The sequence below is a fragment of the Mesorhizobium sp. WSM3860 genome (assembly GCF_002294995.1).
Lineage (GTDB): Bacteria > Pseudomonadota > Alphaproteobacteria > Rhizobiales > Rhizobiaceae > Mesorhizobium.
This window is the reverse complement of the sequence record NZ_NSGF01000005.1, coordinates 136,786-159,149: the sequence shown is the minus strand read 5'-3', so window position 1 is coordinate 159,149 and position 22,364 is coordinate 136,786. Positions and strand designations below refer to the sequence as shown.

At 58.5% G+C, this 22,364-nt stretch carries 21 protein-coding genes and 1 pseudogene; 7 read left to right on the top strand and 15 right to left on the bottom strand.

Annotated elements, in window-relative coordinates; all coding sequences use genetic code 11:
• Positions 1–14 precede the first annotated feature (14 nt).
• Together CK220_RS11305 and CK220_RS11300 are read right to left on the bottom strand one after the other, a co-directional pair.
• Entirely contained in the window at positions 15–797 is a 783-nt protein-coding gene (locus CK220_RS11305; RefSeq protein ID WP_095811605.1) for an SDR family oxidoreductase, read from the bottom strand.
• Between the two features lie 54 nt (positions 798–851).
• Complete coding sequence (locus CK220_RS11300) at positions 852–1,262, bottom strand: Dabb family protein (RefSeq protein ID WP_095811604.1); 411 nt, start codon at positions 1,260–1,262, stop codon at positions 852–854.
• A 108-nt stretch (positions 1,263–1,370) separates the two neighbouring features.
• On the opposite strand from CK220_RS11300, the gene CK220_RS11295 reads away from it, so the two are divergent.
• The gene (locus tag CK220_RS11295; RefSeq protein WP_095811603.1) at positions 1,371–2,285 is read left to right on the top strand and encodes a LysR family transcriptional regulator; all 915 of its coding nucleotides are present in this window, start codon (positions 1,371–1,373) and stop codon (positions 2,283–2,285) included.
• Positions 2,286–2,337: 52 nt separating this feature from the next.
• Here CK220_RS11295 and pcaF read toward each other — a convergent pair whose 3' ends face one another.
• The 9 genes from pcaF to CK220_RS11250 all read right to left on the bottom strand — a co-directional run bounded on the left by pcaF (position 2,338) and on the right by CK220_RS11250 (position 10,716).
• The gene (pcaF, locus tag CK220_RS11290) at positions 2,338–3,537 is read right to left on the bottom strand and encodes a 3-oxoadipyl-CoA thiolase (protein ID WP_095811721.1); all 1,200 of its coding nucleotides are present in this window, start codon (positions 3,535–3,537) and stop codon (positions 2,338–2,340) included.
• A gap of 1 nt (position 3,538) precedes the next feature.
• Positions 3,539–4,207, bottom strand: coding sequence for a 3-oxoacid CoA-transferase subunit B (locus tag CK220_RS11285; RefSeq protein ID WP_095811602.1), 669 nt, complete (start codon positions 4,205–4,207; stop codon positions 3,539–3,541).
• A complete protein-coding gene (locus CK220_RS11280) occupies positions 4,204–4,938 on the bottom strand; it encodes a 3-oxoacid CoA-transferase subunit A (RefSeq protein WP_095811601.1) in 735 nt (244 codons plus the stop codon). Before CK220_RS11280 ends, CK220_RS11285 begins: the two co-directional genes overlap by 4 nt.
• A gap of 61 nt (positions 4,939–4,999) precedes the next feature.
• The gene (locus tag CK220_RS11275) at positions 5,000–6,058 is read right to left on the bottom strand and encodes a maleylacetate reductase (protein ID WP_095811720.1); all 1,059 of its coding nucleotides are present in this window, start codon (positions 6,056–6,058) and stop codon (positions 5,000–5,002) included.
• Positions 6,059–6,074: 16 nt separating this feature from the next.
• Positions 6,075–6,362 (bottom strand): YciI family protein, encoded by a 288-nt coding sequence (locus tag CK220_RS11270; protein ID WP_095811600.1) that lies wholly within the window; start codon positions 6,360–6,362, stop codon positions 6,075–6,077.
• A 27-nt stretch (positions 6,363–6,389) separates the two neighbouring features.
• Positions 6,390–7,112 carry an SDR family oxidoreductase gene (locus CK220_RS11265; protein WP_095811599.1) on the bottom strand — a complete coding sequence of 241 codons (723 nt, stop codon included), beginning with the start codon at positions 7,110–7,112 and terminating at the stop codon, positions 6,390–6,392.
• Between the two features lie 33 nt (positions 7,113–7,145).
• A complete protein-coding gene (locus CK220_RS11260; protein ID WP_095811598.1) occupies positions 7,146–8,150 on the bottom strand; it encodes an ABC transporter permease in 1,005 nt (334 codons plus the stop codon).
• Entirely contained in the window at positions 8,147–9,700 is a 1,554-nt protein-coding gene (locus tag CK220_RS11255) for a sugar ABC transporter ATP-binding protein (protein WP_095811597.1), read from the bottom strand. The genes CK220_RS11260 and CK220_RS11255 overlap by 4 nt, the downstream gene beginning before the upstream one ends.
• 2 nt (positions 9,701–9,702) lie before the next feature.
• On the bottom strand, positions 9,703–10,716 hold the full coding sequence (locus CK220_RS11250) for a sugar ABC transporter substrate-binding protein (protein ID WP_141245112.1): 1,014 nt from the start codon (positions 10,714–10,716) through the stop codon (positions 9,703–9,705).
• 296 nt (positions 10,717–11,012) lie between these two features.
• Between CK220_RS11250 and CK220_RS11245 the strand changes: the two genes are divergently transcribed.
• Positions 11,013–11,873, top strand: coding sequence for a sugar phosphate isomerase/epimerase (locus CK220_RS11245; protein ID WP_210201421.1), 861 nt, complete (start codon positions 11,013–11,015; stop codon positions 11,871–11,873).
• Positions 11,874–12,495: 622 nt separating this feature from the next.
• A complete protein-coding gene (locus tag CK220_RS11235) occupies positions 12,496–13,308 on the top strand; it encodes a TIM barrel protein (protein WP_095811718.1) in 813 nt (270 codons plus the stop codon).
• A gap of 14 nt (positions 13,309–13,322) precedes the next feature.
• On the opposite strand, the gene CK220_RS11230 is transcribed toward CK220_RS11235, so the two are convergent.
• The gene (locus CK220_RS11230; RefSeq protein ID WP_095811595.1) at positions 13,323–14,267 is read right to left on the bottom strand and encodes a LysR family transcriptional regulator; all 945 of its coding nucleotides are present in this window, start codon (positions 14,265–14,267) and stop codon (positions 13,323–13,325) included.
• Positions 14,268–14,376: 109 nt separating this feature from the next.
• On the opposite strand from CK220_RS11230, the pseudogene CK220_RS11225 reads away from it, so the two are divergent.
• Together CK220_RS11225 and nolL are read left to right on the top strand one after the other, a co-directional pair.
• Positions 14,377–14,820, top strand: a pseudogene (locus tag CK220_RS11225) (hypothetical protein); the annotation flags it as partial.
• Positions 14,813–15,934 carry a nodulation factor fucose acetyltransferase NolL gene (nolL, locus tag CK220_RS11220; protein WP_095811593.1) on the top strand — a complete coding sequence of 374 codons (1,122 nt, stop codon included), beginning with the start codon at positions 14,813–14,815 and terminating at the stop codon, positions 15,932–15,934. The pseudogene CK220_RS11225 and the gene nolL, both read left to right, overlap by 8 nt.
• Positions 15,935–15,952: 18 nt before the next feature.
• Here nolL and CK220_RS32415 read toward each other — a convergent pair whose 3' ends face one another.
• Positions 15,953–16,153 carry a hypothetical protein gene (locus CK220_RS32415; RefSeq protein ID WP_280952726.1) on the bottom strand — a complete coding sequence of 67 codons (201 nt, stop codon included), beginning with the start codon at positions 16,151–16,153 and terminating at the stop codon, positions 15,953–15,955.
• Here CK220_RS32415 and CK220_RS11210 point away from each other — a divergent pair.
• Positions 16,152–17,057, top strand: coding sequence for a LysR family transcriptional regulator (locus CK220_RS11210; RefSeq protein WP_095811591.1), 906 nt, complete (start codon positions 16,152–16,154; stop codon positions 17,055–17,057). The genes CK220_RS32415 and CK220_RS11210 overlap by 2 nt on opposite strands.
• Before the next feature lie 290 nt (positions 17,058–17,347).
• Here CK220_RS11210 and CK220_RS11205 read toward each other — a convergent pair whose 3' ends face one another.
• Both CK220_RS11205 and nodU read right to left on the bottom strand, forming a co-directional pair.
• Complete coding sequence (locus tag CK220_RS11205) at positions 17,348–18,565, bottom strand: MFS transporter (RefSeq protein ID WP_095811590.1); 1,218 nt, start codon at positions 18,563–18,565, stop codon at positions 17,348–17,350.
• Between the two features lie 965 nt (positions 18,566–19,530).
• Positions 19,531–21,198, bottom strand: coding sequence for a nodulation protein NodU (nodU, locus tag CK220_RS11200; RefSeq protein WP_095811589.1), 1,668 nt, complete (start codon positions 21,196–21,198; stop codon positions 19,531–19,533).
• 254 nt (positions 21,199–21,452) lie between these two features.
• Here nodU and CK220_RS11195 point away from each other — a divergent pair, with 254 nt between their 5' ends.
• Positions 21,453–22,328 (top strand): AraC family transcriptional regulator, encoded by an 876-nt coding sequence (locus CK220_RS11195; protein ID WP_095811588.1) that lies wholly within the window; start codon positions 21,453–21,455, stop codon positions 22,326–22,328.
• Positions 22,329–22,364 lie beyond the last annotated feature (36 nt).

Below are 22,364 nucleotides of genomic sequence, written 5' to 3'. Positions count from 1 at the left end.
CCATATGGTCCCGCTTAGATTGAAGCCCCTTCGGCCCCGGTGCGGAAGTCAAAGCCAGCAGTCAGGCCGCCGTCTGCGACGAGGTCTGCACCCAAGATCGCGTGGGCGCCGTCAGACAAAAGGAACAGCGCTGCTCGAGCGACTTCGACCGCCTCCAGGATCTTTCCCTCCGGCTGCCTGTTGGAGCGCGTCGCCAGGAATTTGTCGCCGTCGGTCGCGGATTCGAGGTGGCGCTTGAACAGTCCAGCCATCATAGGGCCGGGGCTGAGGACGTTGATGCGAACACCGGCGCGAGCATGGTCCAGGGCTGCAGTTCGTGCAAGTTGCCTTACCGCAGCTTTGGTTGCGTTGTAGACAGCCAATTGCTGCTCGGCCAAACCTGCATTTACCGATGCTACCGCAACGACTGAGCCCCCTCTCCTCTCCATCAGCGGGATCAACGCGGCCATTGCAAGCGCAGTGCCCGTGACGTTCACGTCCATCGCACGCGCGATAATCTCGGGGGTTGTGTCCGGTATGAAACCTGTGTCGAGGATCGCTGCGGAGGTAACCAGACCTAGCTTCCCGGAGCTCGTGGAATTGATGGCGTCTTTCACCTTTGTCCAGGTGCTCCGGTCGGAAACAGAACCTAGAACCTGGATGTAGCCTTCACGTTCAGACAATCGGGAGGACGTCAGATCCACTCCGACGACCTTCGATCCACAATCCAGCAGCAAAGTCGCGATCTCGCTCCCAAGCCCGGACGCGGTGCCGGTAACGACGATTAGGTCGGGCAATCCGAAGGTGAGCGTTGGCATTGATGTATATCCTCCAACTTCGAACGGCGATCGGCAAGGCTAAGCGATTCAAGCCTATTCGACGGCGTTGTGCGATCGACCAGTGCTTGAGAGCGCGCTCCTGGAAGAGGAGGCGACTGCCTCTACGTCCTGGACGTAGTCAACTTGGTGCCTTGCTATGCGCATACCCTCCAACTCATCTCGGACTTTCAAATGAGCTGGGTGGGTCGCGTATGCAGCAAGTGCTTCCTTACTGCTGAACTCGGAATACAGGACCACATCGCAGGCATAGGATACCCGGCTGAAATCCACACCGATTTCCAGATGGAGGAGCCCGGGAATGAGGCCCCTGAGGCCCTCGAACCTCAATTTTATTATAGCGGCAGCCTGATCCTTCTCGGTCTCGTTCGCGCCAGCAACGTTCCACATGACGATGTGCTTTATACAGTCGCCAACAGTTCGGTTTTCAATGCTGGGGAGACCCATCCGACCCTCTCAGGCGTGTGACAACTGATTATCGTCAGCAGGAATTGCATTTGCCGTAGAGACGATAAAGACTGCCAACGAGAAAACACCTTCCCGCTGGGCGCAAAAATGGATCGCTGGACCGAACTGGACGTGTTTGTAAGGATCGCGGAGGAAGCGAGCCTAACTCGAGCAGGCGAGACGCTCGGAATGTCTATTTCGAGCGTAAGCCGCAACCTGATGAACTTGGAGACACGCCTCGGCGTTCGCTTGGTCCAGCGATCCACCCGCCAATTGAGCCTCACCAGCGAGGGTGAGCAGTTTTATGAACAGGCACGGGAAATCATCCACAACCTTCTCGATGCTGAAGCAAACGTGTCAGCCAAAGCGGCTAGCCCGAATGGTCGACTGCGGGTCGGAGCCTCTCTTTCATTCTCCTTGCTGCATCTGATGCCTGTCGTACAACAGTTTCGCGATCGATACCCCAACGTCATTATCGATATCGTGTCGTCCAACCGATACTATGACATCGTCGAGAATGGCCTCGATCTCGCAATCAGAACGCGCCGTGTAGAAGCGGACAGTTCCATTACAATCAGACGCCTAGCCGAGACGCGGCGTCTTTTGGCGGCGTCTCCAGCCTACCTGGAGCGTCGCGGCACGCCCCAGCATCCCAGTGATCTGGCCGATCATGATCTCATTCTCTACACACTCGCCGACAACTGGAACCAGTTCAATTTCCGCAAGGGCGCCGACCAACTAAGGATCGACGTGGACGGCATCATCAATGCAAATGATGGCCAGTTGATCTGCGTGGCTGCGCGAAACGGGTTGGGGATTCTGGCCCAGCCAGCCTACATCATACAGGCCGATCTGGACGCCGGGCGTCTCGTCAGGGTTTTGGACGACTGGGACTTGCCCCGCCTTACCATGAACATCGCGTTTCCTACCAAGGTCATGCTTCCAACACGAACCCGCCTGTTCATAGATTTCCTGGTCGAACGCTTCCGCGTCGGCGAATACGAAAAAATTTGGACGAGTTAAGCGTGTGTTGGTGCCTGGGCTCGCACGAACGCCCGGCATTGGCGGCAACTGCCTATGTTCTCTCCAATGCCACCGCGATCCCCTGTCCGACACCGACGCACATGGTAGCAAGGGCTCGCCTGCCGCCCGACAGAGACATCTCGATTGCTGCCGTGCCGGCAATGCGGGCGCCCGACATGCCCAAGGGATGACCCAGTGCGATCGCACCGCCATTGCGGTTAACCCGATCATCATTCAGAGCTACCCCTAGCTCACGGAGCGTCGCCAGACCTTGCGAGGCAAAAGCCTCGTTGAGTTCGATGACGTCGAAATCGTCCGCCACTAACCCCAAACGGCTCATCAACTTCTGAGATGCTGGCGCCGGGCCGATGCCCATGATCCGCGGTGGAACGCCCGCGGTAGCGCCGGCCACGATGCGCGCGATTGGTGCCAGTCCATTCTTTTTGGCGGCGGTCTCGGTTGCGATGATCAAGGCCGCGGCCCCGTCATTTACTCCTGACGAGTTGCCAGCTGTCACGCTGCCACCATTGAAGAGCGGCTTCAGTTTGGAAAGGGTTTCGAAGGTAGTGGCGCGAGGATGTTCGTCGCGGTCGACCATCAGAGGGTCGCCCTTGCGCTGAGGAATAACGACAGGCGTGATTTCTCGCGCCAGGCGCCCATTCGACTGAGCATTTGCCGCCTTGTTCTGCGAAGCTACCGCAAACAGGTCTTGATCCTCCCGGCTGATCCCGAAATCGTCCGCAACGTTTTGGCCAGTCTGCGGCATCGAATCGACACCGTAGCGCCCCGCCATCGCTGGATTGACGAAGCGCCAGCCGATCGTCGTGTCGTGGACCTCTGCATGTCGAGAGAATGCCGTTTCTGCTTTGGGCAATACGAACGGCGCCCGCGACATGGACTCAACGCCCCCTGCGATCACAAGGTCTGCTTCACCTGCCTTGATAGCGCGGGCCGCGGTGATCAGAGCATCCATGCCTGAGCCGCATAGGCGGTTCATCGTCGTTCCGGGCACCGTTTCAGGTAGTCCGGCTAGCAGCAACGACATTCTTGCCACGTTGCGATTGTCTTCGCCTGCTTGGTTCGCGCAGCCGAATATCACCTCATCCACCGCTTGCCAGTCGAGGGACCCGTGTCGCTTCATCAGTTCCTTCAGCGGAACAGCTCCGAGGTCGTCAGCTCGCACCGACGAAAGCACGCCGCCGAAGCGGCCGATCGGCGTGCGAATGTAGTCGCAGATAAACGCTTCGCTCATGTCAAACATCCGCAACGATAAGGTCGGCGACCCCGCCGACAACGTGCAATTCAGCGCCGGTCAGCGCCTGCAATTCGTCGATTGAAATGGAGGACAGTTTTTCACGAAGCACGAAGTGCTCGTCCTCGACGTCGATCAATGCCAGGCTGGTGTAGATGCGTGTCACGCACTGGACACCGGTAAGCGGCAGACTGCATCGCTTGACGAGTTTGGCCTTACCATCCTTGGTGATGTGGTCGGTTATCACCGCTACCCGTTTGGCGCCATGGACCAGGTCCATGGCCCCACCGACGGCGGGGACACCTCTTGGCCCGGTCGACCAATTTGCCAGATCGCCATTTTCAGCCACTTCGTAGGCACCGAGAATAGCGACATCCAGATGGCCGCCACGAACCATCGCGAAGCTGTCGGCATGATGGAAGAAGGCGGTCCCTGGGTTCAGTGTCACTGCCTTCTTACCTGCATTGATCAAATCCCAGTCCTCTTGTCCTGCTGCAGGAGCTTCGCCGAAACCCAGGATTCCATTTTCGGTATGAAAGATCGCTTGGCGTCCGGGCGGCTGAAAGCGCGCGACGAGCTCAGGGAGCCCTATGCCGAGGTTCACGTATGCGCCATCAGCTATGTCCTGGGCAGCCCGCCACGCGATCTGGGTGGGGTTCAACTTGTTCATTGGACGGCCTCCGGGTAGACGGCATTTGCCCGGTTAAGCGTCTCCTCCTGCGCCGGCTCCGCAACCTCCACGAGGCCTTGCACAAAAATGCCGGGAGTAACGACGGTCTCCGGATCGATGTCTCCCGGGCGAACAATGCTGGAGACCTGGGCTATTGTGGTCTGGGCTGCCATACACATCAGCGGATTGAAATTTCGCGCGGCTTTGTTGAAGGTGAGGTTGCCAAACGTGTCGCCAAGATGCGCCTTCACCAATGCGAAGTCCGCCTTCAGCCAACGCTCCCTGATGTAGCCGCGTCCCTCGAACTCCTCGACCGGCTTGCCCTTTGCAAGGTCCGTTCCGTATCCTGTTGGCGTGTAGAAGGCCGGGATGCCGGCGCCTCCCGCACGAATACGTTCGGCGAGTGTGCCCTGCGGAACGAGTTCGAGTTCGATCTTGCCGGCCAAATAGAGGTCAGTGAAAACCCGCGGATCGGCCGACCTCGGGAATGAGCAGATCAGTTTAGACACCATTCCCTGTTCGATGAGGGCTGCGAGCCCGACATGCCCGTTGCCAGCGTTGTTGTTCACAACCGTCAAGTTCGTCGGATGGCCGGTTTGCACGAAACGGTCGATCAAAGCGTGGATCAGCTCGATCGGTGCCCCGGACCCTCCGAAGCCGCCGATCATCACCGTCATGCCGTCTTCGATGCCCCTCACCGCTTCGCGCAGAGACGCGATAGTTTTGTCCATACCATCTCCTCTTGGACCGGGCTTGCTCTCGCGAAGGCGAGGGAGGATCGGCCCACACTTTTCAAGCCTGTGGTGGTTCTCCGGCATAGGCCCGGGCGATCAGTTCCCTGATTGGACCGCGCTCCAAGGTGCGCGGATTCCAATACGGATTTGCGAGCGCACGGTCGGTTGCGATATCGATTCCGCTCTGCGGCATGCCGATGTCCGAAAGTGCACGTTTGGCCCCAATCTGTCCGGCCAGGTCATAGAGCGCCATCGCAGGATCCGCCTTCAGGATCGCACGCAAATTGTCGACGACCGTCGGAATGGCAGGAGCGTTGTAGGCTAGCGCATGCGGCAACACGATCGTGTGGGTCTCCGCATGTGGCAGGTCGAAGGTGCCTCCCAAAGTGTGGCAGAGCTTGTGATGCAACGCCATTCCAACCGAGCCAAGACATATGCCACAGAGCCAGGCGCCATACAGCGCTTTCCACCGCGCCTCTGGGTCTTGCGGCCGTAGCGCAATGACCGGCAAAGCGTCAGCGAGAGCACCAATCGCTTCTTTCGCCATCAAGCTGATTACCGGATTGCTTTCCCGGGCATAGAGGGCCTCAACCGCGTGTGCAATCGCGTTCATGCCGCTTGTTCCAGACATAGCGGCGGGAAGTGTCATCGTGAGCTCCACGTCATAGATGACAACCTCTGGCAGGACCTTCGGGCTCGATTGGGTAATCTTCGCACCGTCTTTGGTCTCACCAAGGATCGGGGTCATTTCCGAGCCAGCATAGGTTGTTGGGGCTACGATCTGCGGCAAGTCGGTGCGCAGCGCGATTGCTTTGGCGAGCCCCGTGGTTGAGCCACCTCCAACTGCAACCAACCCGTCGATATTGAGATCGGCCACCGTGCGCATCGCCTCTTCCGTGACCGAAACTGGCGTATGCATTGTTGCTTTTGCATAGACACCAGCAGCCCGTTCCCCGATTGACTCTGAAAGACGTAAGGCATCGGCCTCCTGCGGCGGGGTCGCCAGCACGAGAACGCGTTGCAGGCCCATCCGCTGGACCTCTTCCGGCAGGGTCGAGATCGTGCCGGAGCCGAAGATCACTCGAGCAGGTTGGCCGTTATAGACGAACGTCTTCATTGTCATTCCTTTCGCGTCAGAGGCGGTTGTCCACACGCATCAGAAAGGGATGGATGTTCACGCTCTGCCAGACATTGGCCGAAGCGAATGGATCTGCAGCGTTAAAGGCCTTTACGTCGTCGATAGCGTTGGCCGAGAAAACGAAGAGCGATCCAATCATGGTCACACCGTCCTGCGCGACCAACGGCCCGGAAATCACGGTCGCGACGGAACCGCTCGCAAGGTACGCCTTGTGCGCGTCGTAATTTGCAAGACGCCGCGGAAGTGCATCTGCATGGTCAAGGCAGTGAACGGCAAAGAGCAACTTGTATCTCCCGAGTTTTCGATCGGTCTATGGCGCAGTGTAGCCGCCATCAATGACGAGCTCGGCGCCAGTCATGAAGCTGGATTCGTCACTGGCCAGGAACAATGCGCCGTAGGCGATCTCTTCTGGTCTCCCGAGCCGCTTCATGGGTGTGATATTGACTATGACCGCCGTGATGCTCGAATCCTGGGCGTCGATCATCGGCGTGCTGATAATCCCCGGGTGGATTGAATTGACGCGTATACCGTCGCCCACATAGGTCAGAGCCGCGTTCTTACTCATATGCCGGACAGCGGCCTTGGACGCGGTATAGGCGGACACGCCTGCCGCTCCGGCAATTCCCCAGATCGACGACGTGTTGATAATTGACCCGCCGCCATTTGCCTTCATGTGAGGGATGACGACCTTCATTCCGTAGAATGGGCCAGTTTGATTGATGGCAATGACTTTGTTCCAGTCCTCGATCGCGATCTCTGCGATCCCCTCGTAGGACAGAACCGTCCCCGCATTGTTGAAAAGGATGTCGATCCTGCCGTCTTCAGCGATGATGGCTTCCACGACGGCAGTCCAATTCTCAAACTCTGTAACGTCGAGCTTGTGTCGAACCACGCTCTTGCCGGTGGGTTCGTCATCGAAACTGAGATCGCATGCGTGGACCTTCGCGCCCTCCCTCTCAAACAGCTCCACAGTAGCCTTGCCTATACCTCGTGCTCCGCCGGTTATGAGTGCCACCTTGTCCCTAAGACGCATCGTCTTTTCTCCCGTGTCGTGCCGTGGACCGTTTCAATTGGCCTTGTCGGCTCCGCTTATTTTGCTGATGAAGAGCGCAACGAGGATGATCCCGCCTGTCGTGGCATTGATCCAATATGCGGGGACTTGGGACAGGACCAACACGTCCTGGATCAGAACAAGGAGAAGCACACCCCCACACGCGCCAGCGATGGTACCGCGCCCGCCGTTCAAACTTACTCCGCCCAAGACAGCGGCTGCGAAGGCATTGAAGATCAGGTTCTGTCCGAGAGATGACGGGATTGACGCAATTCGTCCTGCCTGCAGCAACCCTGCCAGCGCCGCGAGGACGCCGGCTACCACGAATACGCCCATCAGAATTCGCTCCACCGGGATACCTGCGACCCGAGCTGCCTGTGGGTTGCCGCCAACCGCGTAGAGCATCCTCCCGATCCTGTGCCGGGACATGAATACGGTGAGAATGATCAGCAAGCCGACGGCGACCAAGAAGGAGACCGGCGCTCCCAGAGCAGTCGCTTCTCCGGGATATGTCAGAAGCGGAGGCAAATCAGAAAGAGTTTCGCCACGTGTCAGCCCGAGGCTGATGCCGCGCAGCAGGATCAGGGTGGCCAAGGTGGCGATGAAGGCGTTGAACTTGAGATAGACCACTAAGATGCCGTTGAATGCACCGATCACTGCGCCCGTTAGGAAAATTGCGATAAGCGCCAGGAACGGAGAGCCTGCGAGGTTCAGGCCACTACCGCCTGCATCGAGAAGGCAATAGACGCCGACCATAGGCGCTAGCCCAAAAGTGGATTCAAGCGACAAGTCGAACTTGCCGGCGATGAGAACCACGGTCAGGCCCATGGTGAGAATCCCAAGCTCACTGGCCTGCTGCACCACGCCATAAAAATTGTCGTAAGACAGGAAAGACGAGTTCAGCGCGGCGCCGACGATCATGACGACGACCAGGACCGGCAAGATTGCCCATTCCGGCTGGAGCAGATCGCTCAGAACCCTTTTTGGCGCGACCGCGCCTGCGATTGGGTTGTGTGTCATGGTAACTCCGGAGACAGATGGAACCCTTCCATTGCGGACACGAGCTCTTCCTCGCTCATCCCGCTTTTTTCGATGACTTTTCGCCCGCGAACCCAGACTTGGACACGATCGCAGAACGCAAGTTCCTCGGGTTCGTCGCTGACGAGGACAACGGCCAATCCCTCCCGACGGTGCCGTTCGACAATCTCGAGGATGGTGGCCTTCGAGGCGATGTCGACGCCGGCGGTTGGGTGGAAGAGGATCAGCACGGATGGGTTGCTGCTGAGCGCCGACCCCAGCAACACCTTTTGCTGGTTGCCACCACTCAATTCTCCGACGCCTTGCTTGATCGAATGACAGACAATTCCGAGATCTGCGCGATTGTCTTCCGCAAATTTTTTGCGAGCCCGCCGGTCAATGAGAACGCGTTTCGAAAATGCTTTGAGGGACGGTAGAGTGATGTTGTCCTCGATGGACATTGAGCCGACGAGGCCGGTTTTGATGCGATCCTCCGGCAAAAGCGCCATGCCTCGCGCGACCGCTGTCCCAGGATTCCAAGGCTTGGGAACGGTTTTACCGTTCAGCACAATCTCGCCCGACCACCTCGAAACGTGTCCCGCCAATGCGAGCGCCATATGGCGAGAACCTGAGCCAGAATGTCCGGCCAATCCGACGACCTCTCCAGCGCGGAGCGAGAGATCAAGGGCATCCTGGCAAGCGCCCACCTTAACTTGCGCCTTGAGCACTACAGGGGTCTTGGGGGGGAGCGCCGGCCGCGCTACGTGCTCGCTGGCCGTTAAAGCGATGCCAGTCGCCTCATCCCCTACCATGGCTGACACGATCTGGCCAGTAGAGAGCTTTTGCGCGTCTCCATGCAAAACATCGCGACCGTTGCGGAGCACAGTCACGGCGTCACAGACGCGCGGCACCTCATCCAAGTGGTGCGAGATAAAAAGGAAGGTCACCCCTCGCTCTCGAAGTTCATTAACCCGCGTTATAAGCTGATCGATCTCGCTTGTGATAAGCTGAGCAGTCGGTTCATCGAGGATAACGAACCGCGACCCCTGGCTGAGGGCGCGCGCTATCTCCACCATTTGCGCTTCCCCGACGCCGAGGTCTCTGACCTGCGTAGTGGGGAGGATGGGAATGTTCCAGCTCTCCAGGGCCGCTGCAGCTTCCCGGTTCAAGGCGCGCCAGGAAATCACCCGTTTGCCTTGGTAGCGCCCAAGGTAGAGATTCTCGGCGACGCTGAGGTCTGGAACGAGAGTTCGATGCTGATAGACGCAGGCTACCGCCTCGCGCCACGCATTTCGATCGCTCAGCGCCGGCGGCGCTGAGCCATTCAGCAAGAAGGTCCCGGAATCGATCGCCCTCAGGCCCGTGAGGACTGATACGAGGGTAGACTTGCCCGCGCCATTGCGGCCGATCAGGCCATGCGACTCGCCCCGTCTAATCTCGATGGACAACCCATTGAGAGCGGTGGTCCCGCCGAAGCGTTTGACGGCGCCGTCGATCTTGACGATCTGCTCGGACGCCGCCGACGCATTCGAATATTCGGGGCGGGCGGCCATGACTACTTCGCGTTGCCCCAGAGGGTTTTGTCGTCGACATTTGCTTTGGTGATAATCGGCGAGGGCAGTTCGTCGACGAAATACGCGCCGTCCCTCACGACCGTGCTGCCGTGATCGGTCGGGCCTTCTTTCATCGGCTTTCCCTCGAGTGCAGCATTGAGATACTCGACGCCGTGCTTGGCGTAGTCCACGACAGGCTGAGAAATGGTGGCGTCCAGGAAACCCGCGCGAATTGCCTTCAGGGCACCCGAGCCGCCGTCGATGGCAACCATGGCGATGTGTCCCGACTCGCCAGCCGGAACGAGGCGGCCACGGGACTTCAGCGCCGAAGAAACCGGATCATAGTAGAGGGTGTCCGTTGCCAGATAGATGCCGGCGATGTCAGGATTGCCGCTCATGACGGTGAGCGCAACGTTCGCGCTTGTCGGACCGTCCCAGTTGGCGGTCTGTTCAATGATTTTTGCGTCGGAGGCTTTTTTGAACGCCTTGTCGAAGCCGTCCTTGCGATTGCGGCCGTTGGTGGTCGTCAGCGCTCCGGTGATTTGTAGAACAGTGCCTTTCTTGTCGCCCATGGCGGCTTTGAGAGCTTCAGCTGCGCGCGCTCCCATCTCGAGATTGTCGGCACGCACAACTGCGTAAACCTCGCCGGCGGCAGGCTTGTCGTCGACGATGACCACCGGAACCTTGCGGCTCTTTGCGTAGTCGAGCGCCGGCTTGATGGCGGCGCGATCCACGACGCCGGCCAGGATCACGTTTGCGCCAGCACTGATCAGGTTGCGGAAATCCGTCACTTGCTGGCTCGCGTCCCTGTTTGCGTTCGTCGTTTGCACGACCTCTCCACCGACCGACGTGGCCCCATCGGTGGCTGCGTTCACCAGAACGGTGAAGAACGGAGTGTTGAGCGTAGGCATTGAGAGGCCGAGCTTCATTTTCTCGGCCGCATAACATTGCGACGCGAATGCGGCCGCTGAGACGAACAGCGTCGCGGTGAGCATGGATCTGTGCAGCTTATTCACAATCTACCTCCCTTGATGGCTCTAGATTCATGCCATTCCCGTCAGATGGGATAAAGGCGATGGATAGGGAAACAGTGTTGCTCCCGACGCAAAAAGCACCAAAGTCCTGAGGAGTAGGCGGTTAGTCTCGGGCGACCACTGGCGTCGGCAGTCCCCGGCCACCCCCGCCACACCGCTTATTGCGAAAACTGCAAAAGTGTTTCTTAAACGCTTCCCTTTCTTTCTAAATTCGGCATGATATTCCCTTGGGCAGGCGGGACGGGGCTGCCAAAATTTCAATGATAGGATGCAACATCGTGGCTCAAGACGTTGAACTCCTGATCTCGTATTTTGCCCTTTCGGGCGACGTTTATCCTCTCGGCCCTGTCGAGATCAGCCCGTTTCCATTCAAGGACAGGGTAGAGGCAGCAGCGCGAGCCGGCTTCAAAGGCTTCGGACTTCACTATGAGGACACGATAGCCACGCAGAGCAAAATTGGCTTTGCCGAGATGAAGCGCATCCTCAACGCAAACGGGATGAAATATCTCGAAATCGAGTTCTTGTTGAACTGGTATCGTAACGACGAGAAGCGGAAGGAGTCGGATAAATTCCGCCGCCAGTTGTTCGATGTCGCCGCAGAGCTCGGTATGCGCGATATCAAGATCGGCCCCGGTTTTCACGAACAGACTGCGGATGTCCCGCTTATGGCGGCTGAGTTCGCAAAACTGTGCCAAGAGGCGGCGGTCTATGGCGCAGATATCGTGTTGGAGATCATGCCTTGGTCGAACGTTCGCACGATCGAGACTGGCCTTGCCATTGTAAGCGAGGCAGACCAACCGAACGGCGGCCTGCTTGTCGACATCTGGCATCTGGCACGCGGGGGGATTCCGTTCAGCGATATCCGCAAGATCCCGACCCGCTTTATCAAAGCGGTAGAAGTTGACGACGCCATGAAAGTGCCGCCGGTTGACGACCTTTGGGAAGACACCATCCATCATCGCGAACTCTGCGGTGAGGGAGAGCTCGATGTCCCGGCGTTCTTGCGAGAAATTCGGGCCGCTGGTTACAAAGGCGTCTACGGGACAGAAATCCTGTCGGCACGCCACCGCAAACTGGGCCTCGATGAAATGGCAAAGCGCGTGTTCGACAGCACGATGGCACAATTCGCGGAGCTGTAAATTGCCGGCCTGCGTGATCAACGGGCAGGTTGAAGGTCGTGATGACTTGGGCATGCCCGAGACCGCGTTTCGGCAGCAAGCCAGGCGCGCGCATCACGTGCAAGCATAACTGGACCACGTCGATAGCTTCTGACTGGCTGTTTTCAGCAAGCCGAGCTTGCCGGTATGTGACTGGTAACGCAAGGAGTTTCGCGATGTAGACCCTACCGCTTTCCGCGACGAGCACAAGGTGCCTTCGCGACCAACGGCGCAGGGCTGCCTTCGTGGCCAGCGGCATTCAAGACGGTGCGGCAGCGCGTCCCGGGTTGATCCGCCGCCTGAGGCAAGCGTCGGGCGGCGCGATGGTCGCGCTGTGCGTCGGCCTCGGCTCTCGCGAAGCACCCTCCTGCCTGAACTTTGAATCCGATCGGTTGGGCATCTCTCCGTGTAGGCGGGTGAGCTTGCGGAAGCAGATGGAATGCCGCGAACCAGCTTCGGTCATTGCACCTATTCAGGCGATGTCTCAGCAGGCGCGGCACCACAGTGAGACAAGCGTGAGTTCGACTGACTCGCCGTGAATCAACGCACGGTAAAAGCCATGTCAGCCCAGAATGAAACCCGTTCATGGAAGGAAAACCAGCCCATGGGCCAAGCATCGCCCCGCTTTGCACTCGATCATATGGCGACACCCGGACTTGACGTCAGGGCACTTTTCGCTTTTGCCCGCGACCAGGGCCTGACCGATGTCCAGATCCGCAGCCAGCTGTGCGGTAACGATATTGCACTCGGCATGCCGGCTGCAGACGTCCGGTCTGCCGCCGCCGAGGCGGGCGTTGGGATTATTTCCGTCAATGCCCTGCAGCGCTTCAATGAGTGGACACCCGCCCGCAAGGCCGAGGCGAGCAAGCTCGCCGATTATGCGGCGGCCTGCGGAGCCAAGATGCTCATGTTAGTGCCGGTCAACGACGGCTCATGGCCTGCCAATGGCGAGCGCCGAGGCGATCTCCGTGTCGCCTTGAAGGCGCTCAAGCCGATCCTCCAGTCGCGCGGTCTGATCGGTCTCATCGAGCCGCTGGGCTTCCAAACCTGCTCGCTTCGATCGAAGCACGAAGCGGCTAAGGCCATTGCCGCGATTGATGGCCAGTCAGTCTTCCGCCTCGTGCACGACACGTTCCACCACACGCTCGCCGGGGAGACGTTCTTCTCCTGCGACCTGACCGGTCTTGTGCACATTTCAAGAGTGAACGATCCAATTCACTGGATTTACCCGGATCGCGTCCTAGCCGGTTCCGACAATGGCAGCCAGATCCGGGCCCTGCTTGATGGCGGTTATGGGGGCCCCTTCTCGTTGGCATCCTTTGTCGACGCAACCGACCCGCTGGAGGACCTCGCAGGCTCACTTGCAGCGAGCATCGATCTAGTCCGGCACGGACTATTGACGCGAGTGGCGGCGTAAGACGCGGGGGTAAATTAGGCGTGCCTGCGACGCCTTTTGGCGTCCTGCAGAGAAGTCATTCGAGACGCCTCCTGTAACAATACCTCTCGCATCCATATGCTTGCCGGATCGCTGTTGTGAAGGGCGGGCCATTGGACGGCCTCGGTGAACGTGGGTAGTGGCAGCGGCAGTTCGACGATCCGCAGGGGCAAGGTTCTTTCGAAATATTTAACCAGCCGGAAGGGCATGCTCCCTATACGAGCTGTGCCTGAAACCATCGGCGGGATCATGCTGAAGGCCTGCACGACGACCTCGATACGTCTCTTCAGGCCATGCTCAAGCAAGAACCGTTCCTCGATGGATGGCATCTGCGCACGGCCGAGCCTGACCGCGACGTGCCTCATCGACATGTATCTTTCGAATGTAAGCTGCCCTGGCAGCTGCTTGTTCGTGGGGCAGCCCACGCACACCAGCGTCTCGTCGAACAGCGCCGCTCTTGGATGGGCGCTCGACATGAACAATTCTGGACAAATCAGGAAATCAATGTCGCCGCGCCGGAGCAGCTCATCGGGCTCGTCGTCGAGCGGCAGCAATTCGAAGCTGATGGCGGGTGCTTCGCGTGCAACACGCTCCACGACCTTTTCAAAAAACACGAGTGTGATGAAATCGGAAAGAATGATCCGGAAGCGGCGATCGGATTGAGCCGGGTTAAACGGCTCCCAAGAAATAATCGAGCTCTGGATTTTCAGGAGTGCGCCGCGGACCGCGGGGGCGAGTGTTTCCGCACGCTGTGTTAGAACACGTTCGCGGCCGCTCATCGTAAACAGTTCATCGTTGAAAAAATCGCGCAGCCGGGCGACGGCCGCGCTCATGGCCGGCTGACTAAGGTTGATGCTGTTTGCCGCCGCCGTGAGGTTGCGCTCGGTCAGCAGCGCGTCGAGCACGACGAGGAGGTTCAGATCAAGACCCTTAAAGCGCATGGCTTTCAATTATCCATAGCGTGGATGCTCGCGATCTAAACAATCGATTTTACCAAACTTCCATGGCGCTGCATAGACACCTGAGATGCAACCGATCACGCCACTGCACGGCGTAGCCGCTCACTTGGACCTGCTGCGCCGTTTCCTCACGGCTGGCGAGGTTGATTTTTTGGTAGGCGAACTCGGATTGTACACGGTGCATCCGGATCTTGAGAGACTCGGAATGAGCCATTCTATCCGCGTCATGCGCCCGGTGCTGCAGCAGTTCGGCATTCCATTCGCCGTCGGCACGGTTCGGCACGCGCCGCGGAACCATCTTGAGAGGTTCTGCACAGACGGCGTAGTGCCGGGCGTCTGCGTCGCCACACATGATCGCGACCGCCACCGCGGTCGAGATTGCGATCAGGCACTTGTCCGCTTGCACCCGGTCGGCCCTCAAATCCACCCCGCGATCCGCGTCAATTTCGATCCTTGGCACCGAAACTGGCGCACTCGCCGTGCCCGTAAGCGGCAAGTAGCAACTGCGATAGATAGGCTGAGGTCTGATGCTTGATCACATAACAGTCGGAGCGGAGGCACGCGGCTCGCGCCGAGCAGGAGCAAACAACCGAGACCTAAGCTTTGATTTCGCCAAAGGTATACTCATTACTTTGGTGATAATTGGGCACCTATTGCAATATTGTATTTACCGCGGCACTGACGCCTTTTGGCTGTCGCCGTATTACAAGTCGATATACATATTTCACATGCCCCTCTTTATGGCGATAAGCGGCTATCTCTCTTCCGGGGCAATCTTGCGAAAACCGTTCATTCAAGCGGTCAGCGATCGAGCAACCCAGTTACTGCTGCCAATGCTTTTCTGGTGTGCGTTGATTTGGACGCTAAAGTCCACCGTGATGGTTCCGCCGAAGAGTTTAACTGATGGATTCTTGGGTCTATTAACCGAGGTCATTGGAACATACTGGTTCATATGGGCAGCATTTATTTCGTTCATCCTGGTTAAGTTTTTTACAACTTTCAATCGTCTATCGATGTGGATCATAGGCGCATCTGCAATTGCGATCGCAATCGCCCCCATCACATCATCGATAATCCCGTCGATAAGATACACTTACCCATTTTATTGTCTTGGGTTCTTTTTTGCTCAATCTAAAGGCTGGCAGGAGAGTATCATCTGGGCGAATAAATCAATTTTCTTATTTTTACTCTCGATAGCAGCTCTCATATGCTTCCTATGGTGGGATAAGCAGACCTACGCCTTCAACAATCACGTGTTCATCAATGATGAACTGTCAGCTAAGCAAGTATTGCTGATGTTTTCCGGCTCTGTGTCGGCTTCTGCAGTGGCAGTGCAGCTTATGTTTCAATGCTGGAGAAATGTCCATTCGACCAGAATAGCTCGCTTTGTCGCGGTCGAGCTTGGTCAGAGCACGCTGCTGCTTTATCTGGTTCAGGGTGCCGTGTTTCGCCTCACGGATTTTATACAGTTTGGGGAAGCCTGGAATCTCACGACCAGAATCGCGTTCGCAGGTGTTCTTGGAGTGGCCATCGTCCTGATCGCGATGGCAATTCGCAAGATTGCGCGCGACCTTGGATATGTGTCGCGCACCGTTGTCGGAGCGACGCCGCGCCCAAGTCTGCTCAAACCTCAATCTGTAAGCAACTAGCCACGTGAAAAATTCTTTTCATCGCTCCGGACCTATCCGATCAACTGTTGTGCATGTCGGCCATTCGCTCATCTCCCGCGAAATCGGCATAAACACGACGAGCACGTCCTCCACACGCGTGGGCGGCAGGTCGAGATACAACACCTCTGAGTTGGACTGTACGCGAACGCATACGATGGTCGCGATGACAAGCAACCACGTTACGGACGGATAGGGCATGCGTTTCAAAGGCCTTGATCTGAACCTCCTCGTCGTGCTCGATGCGCTGCTGACCGAGCGCAACCTTACGGCGGCGGCAAACAGCATCAACCTTAGTCAGCCGGCCATGAGCGCCGCCGTCGGCCGGCTGCGTAATTACTTCAACGATGAACTGTTTACGATGAGCGGCCGCGAACGGGTTCTAACCCCACGTGCGGAAACACTCGCCCCCGCGGTTCGCGGCGCACTCCTGCACATCCAGTGCTCGATTATTTCTTGGGAGCCGTTTAAACCGGCTCAATCCGATCGCCGCTTCCGGATCACGGCATCGGATTTCGTCACACTCGTGTTTTTTGAAAAGGTCGTGGAGCGTGTTGCACGCGAAGCACCCGCCGTCAGCTTCGAATTGCTGCCGCTCGATGACGATCCGGATGACCTTCTCCGGCGCGGTGACGTCGATTTCCTGATCCTTCCGGAATTGTTCATGTCGAGCGCGCATCCAAGAGCGCCGCTGTTCGACGAAAGATTCGTGTGCGTAGGCTGCCCCACGAACAAGCAGCTGCCGGGGCAGCTTACATTCGAGAGGTACGTGTCGATGAGGCATGTTGCCTTCAGGCTCGGCCGTGCGCAGATGCCCTCCATCGAGGAACGATTTTTGCTTGAGCATGGCCTGAAGAGACGTGTGGAGATCATCGTGCAGGCCTTCAGCATGATCCCGCCGATGGTCTCAGGCACATCTCGTATAGCGTCCATACCGTTCCGGCTGGTTCAGCATTTCAAAAAGACTTTCCCCCTGCGGATCGTCGAACTTCCGCGGCCACTACCCACATTCACCGAGGCCGTCCAATGGCCCACCCTTCACAACAGCGATCCGGCAAGCACCTGGATGCGGCAGATAATGTTGCAGGAGGCATCCCGCATGTGAAGTCGCGGGCGGTCCTGGTCTAAGCCCAGATCGTACTCAGCGCCTCGTAGTGTGCAAACGACCCGCAAAAACCGGGTCTGACTCAGATTCGATGATTTTGCATGACGAGGTGTGGTGCTGATTTCCCGACGCTGCAGCCGGGTGCTTCCCGAAAGATCAGGCGGCGATTGAGATACCGCCGTTAGCAGAGACCAAGCCTGCAACCGCCAAAAATCGTGCGTAGGATCGGACCGCGCGGCTGATGTGTTTGCATCTTCCCCGCACTGCACTGACGGCCTCTTTCAAGCGGTCTAGGGTTCGCGCTTCGGGCCAAGCAAGAACACCGTCAAGGCGGCGAGGAACGAGGCTACCGCGCTGTAGGCAAAAACACTGGCCACTCCGGCAGTGTCCACGAGTAGTCCGCCGAAAGCCGCGCCGGCTGCGATGGCCACTTGGAACGTTGCGGCCATCAGCCCACCGGCGTTCTCCGCCTGCTCGGGAGCAGCGCGCAGCACCATCCATGTCTGCAGTCCCACCGGCACCGCGCCGAAGGCGAAGCCCCATACTGCAACCGCAATCGCCGCGGTCCAGGCCCATGCTCCCAGCGTCAGCAGCGAGACAGCGGCCGTCGTTATGATCAGGGGCGCCAGGGCCGCGACTGCCTTGAGGCTGTGCTCGGCCAAGAATCCGCCGGCTAGATTGCCGAAGAAGCCGCCGATGCCAAAGGCGAGCAACACGAGCGAGATTGTCTCGATATCGAGCGCGGGAACATCCTCAAGGAAGGCGCGGATATAGGTGAAGGCGGCAAAGTGCCCGGAAGCGGCCAGCAGGACCACCAAAATCGCGACTTTGATGGTCGGGGTCCTGGCCACATCCAGCAGACTGCGAAAGCTGGCCGCTCCAATCGGAGGCAGCCTCGGAAGCGTCACGAGTTGCACTACCAGTGTAGCGGCGCCTGCGACTGCAGCGAGCATGAAGCCGCTTCGCCATCCCCAGATGTCGCCGACATAGGCGCCGATTGGAGCCGCGCAAACGTTAGCGACGGTAACGCCGGTGAGGATAATCGACATGGCTCGCGGCAGGAGGTCACTTGGAACGAGCCGCATCGCCAGCGCTGCCGACATCGACCAGAAGCCTCCAATCGCTATTCCGAGCAGGACGCGGGCGGTCAGGAGAACCGGCAGCGACCCCGCTACGGCCGACAGAACGTTCGACAGGATCAGCAGCAGCGTCATCGCCCACATGACGATCCTGCGGTCTAGGCGATTTGTGATGATGGCCATCATCGGCGCCGCGATGGCACCGACGATTGCAGTCGCTGTCAGCGCCTGTCCAGCTGCACCCTCGGTGATACCGAGATCATGCGCGAGCGGCGTCAGCACGCTGGCAGGCAGAAACTCTGCCGTCACAAGCCCGAAGGTGCCCAAGGCAAGCGAAATGACCGCACCCCATGCGGGGCCCGCCCGTTGATTTGGCTGTTCCGGGTCATGCAGAACGCCGCCCATGAAGCCTGTCGCCGAATCGGTCATGAACAGGGTCTCCAGTTTCGACGTGCTGCAACATCGGCGAGGCTGAGCTCCCGCATTGACGCCAGAAGGGCCTTCCGCTCGGGCGTTGCACGCAGGGGGTGTTCATCGCTTCGCGATACGCAAACGTTCGGCGCAAATGTGCACGGTCCTTGGGCGCTCGCGTTTTGCCATGGTTCTGTTGTTCTACGTGCGTTGATGGGCTCTAACGGATGACAGCAAGCGCCATGCCATTTCGCTTGGAGGCACCGAATCGGACTGTCTTTGCCGAATTCCTGTTGGCTTGAGCAGGGCTGCGGTGCCTTGACCTAGACCGAGTGCGCCGCACATCGATTTCGTCACCCGAACCGATCAAAAGAGCGTCTTGGCCGGATAATCAGCACACCGGCTCGGGAAGGCACCGAGCCCGATGCATTGCCGCACGCCGCCCTGCATCGACCGCGTAAGGCTTTGTCTCTAGCAGGCAATTGCGTCCGAAGGCCGCCGATCTTGGAGGACGCAAGCATCGCACCTCTACCATCGCGTTGTTGCTGCTCCCGCTATCGAGGAGGGTCTTTGACGCCTCCCCCCATCAGCACCGCGCGCGCCGGTTTGCCCGCGGCTCGGCCGTGCGCCTATCCGGAAACGTTGTTGTGTCCAAAGGCGGACGAGAATGTCGCAAGAGCGACCAAAAGATCGCCACGGCCGGTCTGCCCGTACGGGGGCATGAAAGGCAAATGACACGGCAATCACTTCCTCGACAATTTTGTCAGTGAAGACGTCAGCAGTGCTTCATAAAGCTCAGCGGATTGGCCAACGATTAGACGGCGTGGCGGTGTCGAATTCTGACGCGAAACACCGCGACGAGAGCCTTGATGCCCTATCGCCACGGGCATGTGACGCTGCCCGATGCTGCAGCATGTATGCGCCAAACCGGGCGCGATCGTCCCCGTAGACCCAGCCAGCGCTATTGACGACGGGAGCGGCGACTAACCTGTCTTAGTCAACAGCAACCCATTGCTCCAAACGTGGTCCACGCATCCCCACTCGCACGCCGCCGCGGCATCCGGAAAGAACCCACGTCCGTTAAGGTTGGCACTGGTGTTGCACAGCAGCGGGATGCCGGTGAGTTGTTCATATTCCTCCAGGAGCTCTGCAATAGGGTGATCAGATTTTCTAGACACTGTCTGTAATCGTGCCGTCCCGTCTAAATGAACGACTGCCGGGATTTTCTCTTTCCACTCCGAACGTGTTCGGTGATCAAACAGCATGTAAGGATCCGGCGTGCCAGGTTCGAATATCTCATGTGCACGATCCTCCAAGCATATTGGCGCTACCGGCCGGAAGTGCTCTCGACGTTTCACCTTGTTGAGGTGGTCCTTCATTTGCGGCGAAGTCGCGGCTGCCAGGATGCTTCTGCCTCCCAAGGCTCGTGGACCAAGCTCTGCACGGCCGGTGAGGAAAACGACGGGCTTGCCGTCGGCGAGCACGCTGGCCAGTTCTGCCACGCTGCATGGAGCAGCCTGCCATCCCGGAGGCACAGGGCCATCCTTAATGTCTGGTCCGCTGTAGACCGACCAATCGAGGTGAACGAGGCCTTTGTCGGCAGCCAGCGCGCAGCAAGCAGCACCGATCGCCGACCCGCTGTCGTTTGGAAACGGAGGCACCCAAACTGTGTCGAACAAACCGCTCGCCCGAAGTGCGCTGTTCCATTTGATATTCAGCCCGCATCCGCCGGCGATGCACAGGTTTCGCGTTCCGGCAACCGAGAGCCCACGCATCGCGATTGCCATCTCGCGAACGAGAAGACGCTCGAGAAAGGCATGAAACGAAGCAAGTATGTCCTCAGGTGTCTCGGCGACCAGCCGTGACTCGGCTGCATCGAAGAAATCATGCACGGCCGTGAGTAATGCGTCTTCGGAGCGGCTGTTGTTTCTATACTCAATTGCACGCTTCGTGTCACCGGCGAAATGTTGGTCGTAAAGCTCCCCAAATACTGTCTCGATCTTTTCGTTGACAGATCCGAGCGCGATATAGGCCATCAGCTTGCCGGCAATATCCAGATTCCAGCCCGTCCTCGTTTCCTGCCTGTAAGGACCGAAGTGTTGGCCCGCGGCGGCATAGGCATGACCCATCATCGGAAACAGGCATTCGATAAACCGCACTCCGCTTGGTTCCACGTAGTAAAGCCGCGGAAAGATGAAGCCGTCCCATACCAGGCAAAGGGCAGGTTCTTTGGCTTTAGCAAACGGGCTGGTGCAGTATGCGGAAGCTACGTGGCCAAGGACATGCGGATAACTTTCATAAGAAAATACCCCGCCGCCCAGCACGAGGCCTGAGCCGTGACAAGCTGTCAGGGGACTTTTAGGATCCCGCTCCACATACGGTGCCCCGTTGAGAGTGACCGGCGTGCCCTCACTAACAACCTGGAATCGCGACTCGATCTCACCGTCCCAGCCATCGATGACGAACCGATCAACATCGCGCGGATCCAGGCCATGTTCCGCTAAGGCGGCAACAATCGTTTCAAGACGATCGATGGATTGATATCGTGGATTATTGTCGAGTTTCTCCTGCTCGATGCAAAAGACCAATCGGCCGTCCTCGACGACAGCGATTGCCCCGTCGTGCGTGAGCTTGATGCCGCAAATTCGCATTATGGATCCATGTCAAAGTTAGCTGTGGAACAACTTAGAACAGCCGAGGAAAACGTGAGATGGAAAGCACGGAACATAGGCTTTCAAGCAATGCGCTATGCAGTATGAGGCCCCATCGGTAAACTTGATTGTTTGGATATATTGCATCCATGCTGTGGATATGCGTGCCATGTCCACGGGCGACTGGCCCGGTTGATGCACCACGATGAGCGAAAGCATGCACCGTAACGATGACCAATCTGGATGATCAATAAGTGGCCGATACCGCCGGCGAGTATGGGCAAAAGGTGCGTGGCCGTTCCTCTCTTCGGGGTCGGCCGCCGCAAAACCGCGCGGTGATGAAGCACTCCGATGTCCTTGGCGGGCTCGAATACCTCGCGGCGGATTATCACCGGCAGGACTTCGCCAGGCACGTCCACAACGAGTATCTGGTAGGCCTAATCGAGCGGGGCGTCCATGACGTCTGGTGCCGGGGGGAGACGTGGCACGCAGGCAGCGGCACCATCGCGACATTCGCGCCCGGCGAACCGCATTTCGGGGGTGCCGGTGACGATCTTGGCTGGAGCCAGAGGATCTTCTACCTACCCGAAGGCCTTGTCAGGCAGGTGCTTGAGGACAGCGGCCAAACCGAACCCGGAACGATCGACTTCAAGAGCCCGTTCCAGGAGAATGCCGCAGTTGCGCGCGGCCTCAGCGCGCTTTGGCGCCAGCTTGAACATCAGCACAGCTCGGCACTGGAGATCGAGGAGCATCTGATCCGTTGCCTGCCCTACATCTTCGCACAGGTCGGCAGGTCGCGCGTTGCTGAGCGCAAATCCGTGCCACCCAGGTTCCGCGACGTGCGCGACTTCATCCATGCCCACTCCGATGAAGTCCTGCAGCTCGCCGCCCTTGCCGCCCTCGCCGGATGCTCCAAAGCGACGCTGATCGACGGCTTCAAGGCCCATTTCGGGGTGCCTCCCACCCGCTACCTGATCCAGGTCCGCATCGACGAGGCGCGACGGCTGCTGAGGCGAGGTCAGAACGTCGCCGAGGTAGCCGTGGCGGTCGGGTTCGCAGACCAGAGCCACCTGACCCGACAGTTCAAGGCCGTGTTGGGGGTGACGCCGGCACGTTACCTCTCAATTTGAATATCGTTCAATAAAGCGCTCGGCGACCCGTCTAAC

Excerpts from the sequence above, each read along its gene's own strand:
- CK220_RS11305 (WP_095811605.1), bottom strand. The coding sequence starts at position 797 with ATGCCAACGCTCACCTTCGGATTGCCCGACCTAATCGTCGTTACCGGC.
- CK220_RS11300 (WP_095811604.1), bottom strand. The coding sequence starts at position 1,262 with ATGGGTCTCCCCAGCATTGAAAACCGAACTGTTGGCGACTGTATAAAG.
- CK220_RS11295 (WP_095811603.1), top strand. The coding sequence starts at position 1,371 with ATGGATCGCTGGACCGAACTGGACGTGTTTGTAAGGATCGCGGAGGAA.
- pcaF (WP_095811721.1), bottom strand. The coding sequence starts at position 3,537 with ATGAGCGAAGCGTTTATCTGCGACTACATTCGCACGCCGATCGGCCGC.
- CK220_RS11285 (WP_095811602.1), bottom strand. The coding sequence starts at position 4,207 with ATGAACAAGTTGAACCCCACCCAGATCGCGTGGCGGGCTGCCCAGGAC.
- CK220_RS11280 (WP_095811601.1), bottom strand. The coding sequence starts at position 4,938 with ATGGACAAAACTATCGCGTCTCTGCGCGAAGCGGTGAGGGGCATCGAA.
- CK220_RS11275 (WP_095811720.1), bottom strand. The coding sequence starts at position 6,058 with ATGAAGACGTTCGTCTATAACGGCCAACCTGCTCGAGTGATCTTCGGC.
- CK220_RS11265 (WP_095811599.1), bottom strand. The coding sequence starts at position 7,112 with ATGCGTCTTAGGGACAAGGTGGCACTCATAACCGGCGGAGCACGAGGT.
- CK220_RS11260 (WP_095811598.1), bottom strand. The coding sequence starts at position 8,150 with ATGACACACAACCCAATCGCAGGCGCGGTCGCGCCAAAAAGGGTTCTG.
- CK220_RS11255 (WP_095811597.1), bottom strand. The coding sequence starts at position 9,700 with ATGGCCGCCCGCCCCGAATATTCGAATGCGTCGGCGGCGTCCGAGCAG.
- CK220_RS11235 (WP_095811718.1), top strand. The coding sequence starts at position 12,496 with ATGGGCCAAGCATCGCCCCGCTTTGCACTCGATCATATGGCGACACCC.
- CK220_RS11230 (WP_095811595.1), bottom strand. The coding sequence starts at position 14,267 with ATGCGCTTTAAGGGTCTTGATCTGAACCTCCTCGTCGTGCTCGACGCG.
- nolL (WP_095811593.1), top strand. The coding sequence starts at position 14,813 with ATGCTTGATCACATAACAGTCGGAGCGGAGGCACGCGGCTCGCGCCGA.
- CK220_RS11210 (WP_095811591.1), top strand. The coding sequence starts at position 16,152 with ATGCGTTTCAAAGGCCTTGATCTGAACCTCCTCGTCGTGCTCGATGCG.
- CK220_RS32415 (WP_280952726.1), bottom strand. The coding sequence starts at position 16,153 with ATGCCCTATCCGTCCGTAACGTGGTTGCTTGTCATCGCGACCATCGTA.
- CK220_RS11205 (WP_095811590.1), bottom strand. The coding sequence starts at position 18,565 with ATGACCGATTCGGCGACAGGCTTCATGGGCGGCGTTCTGCATGACCCG.
- nodU (WP_095811589.1), bottom strand. The coding sequence starts at position 21,198 with ATGCGAATTTGCGGCATCAAGCTCACGCACGACGGGGCAATCGCTGTC.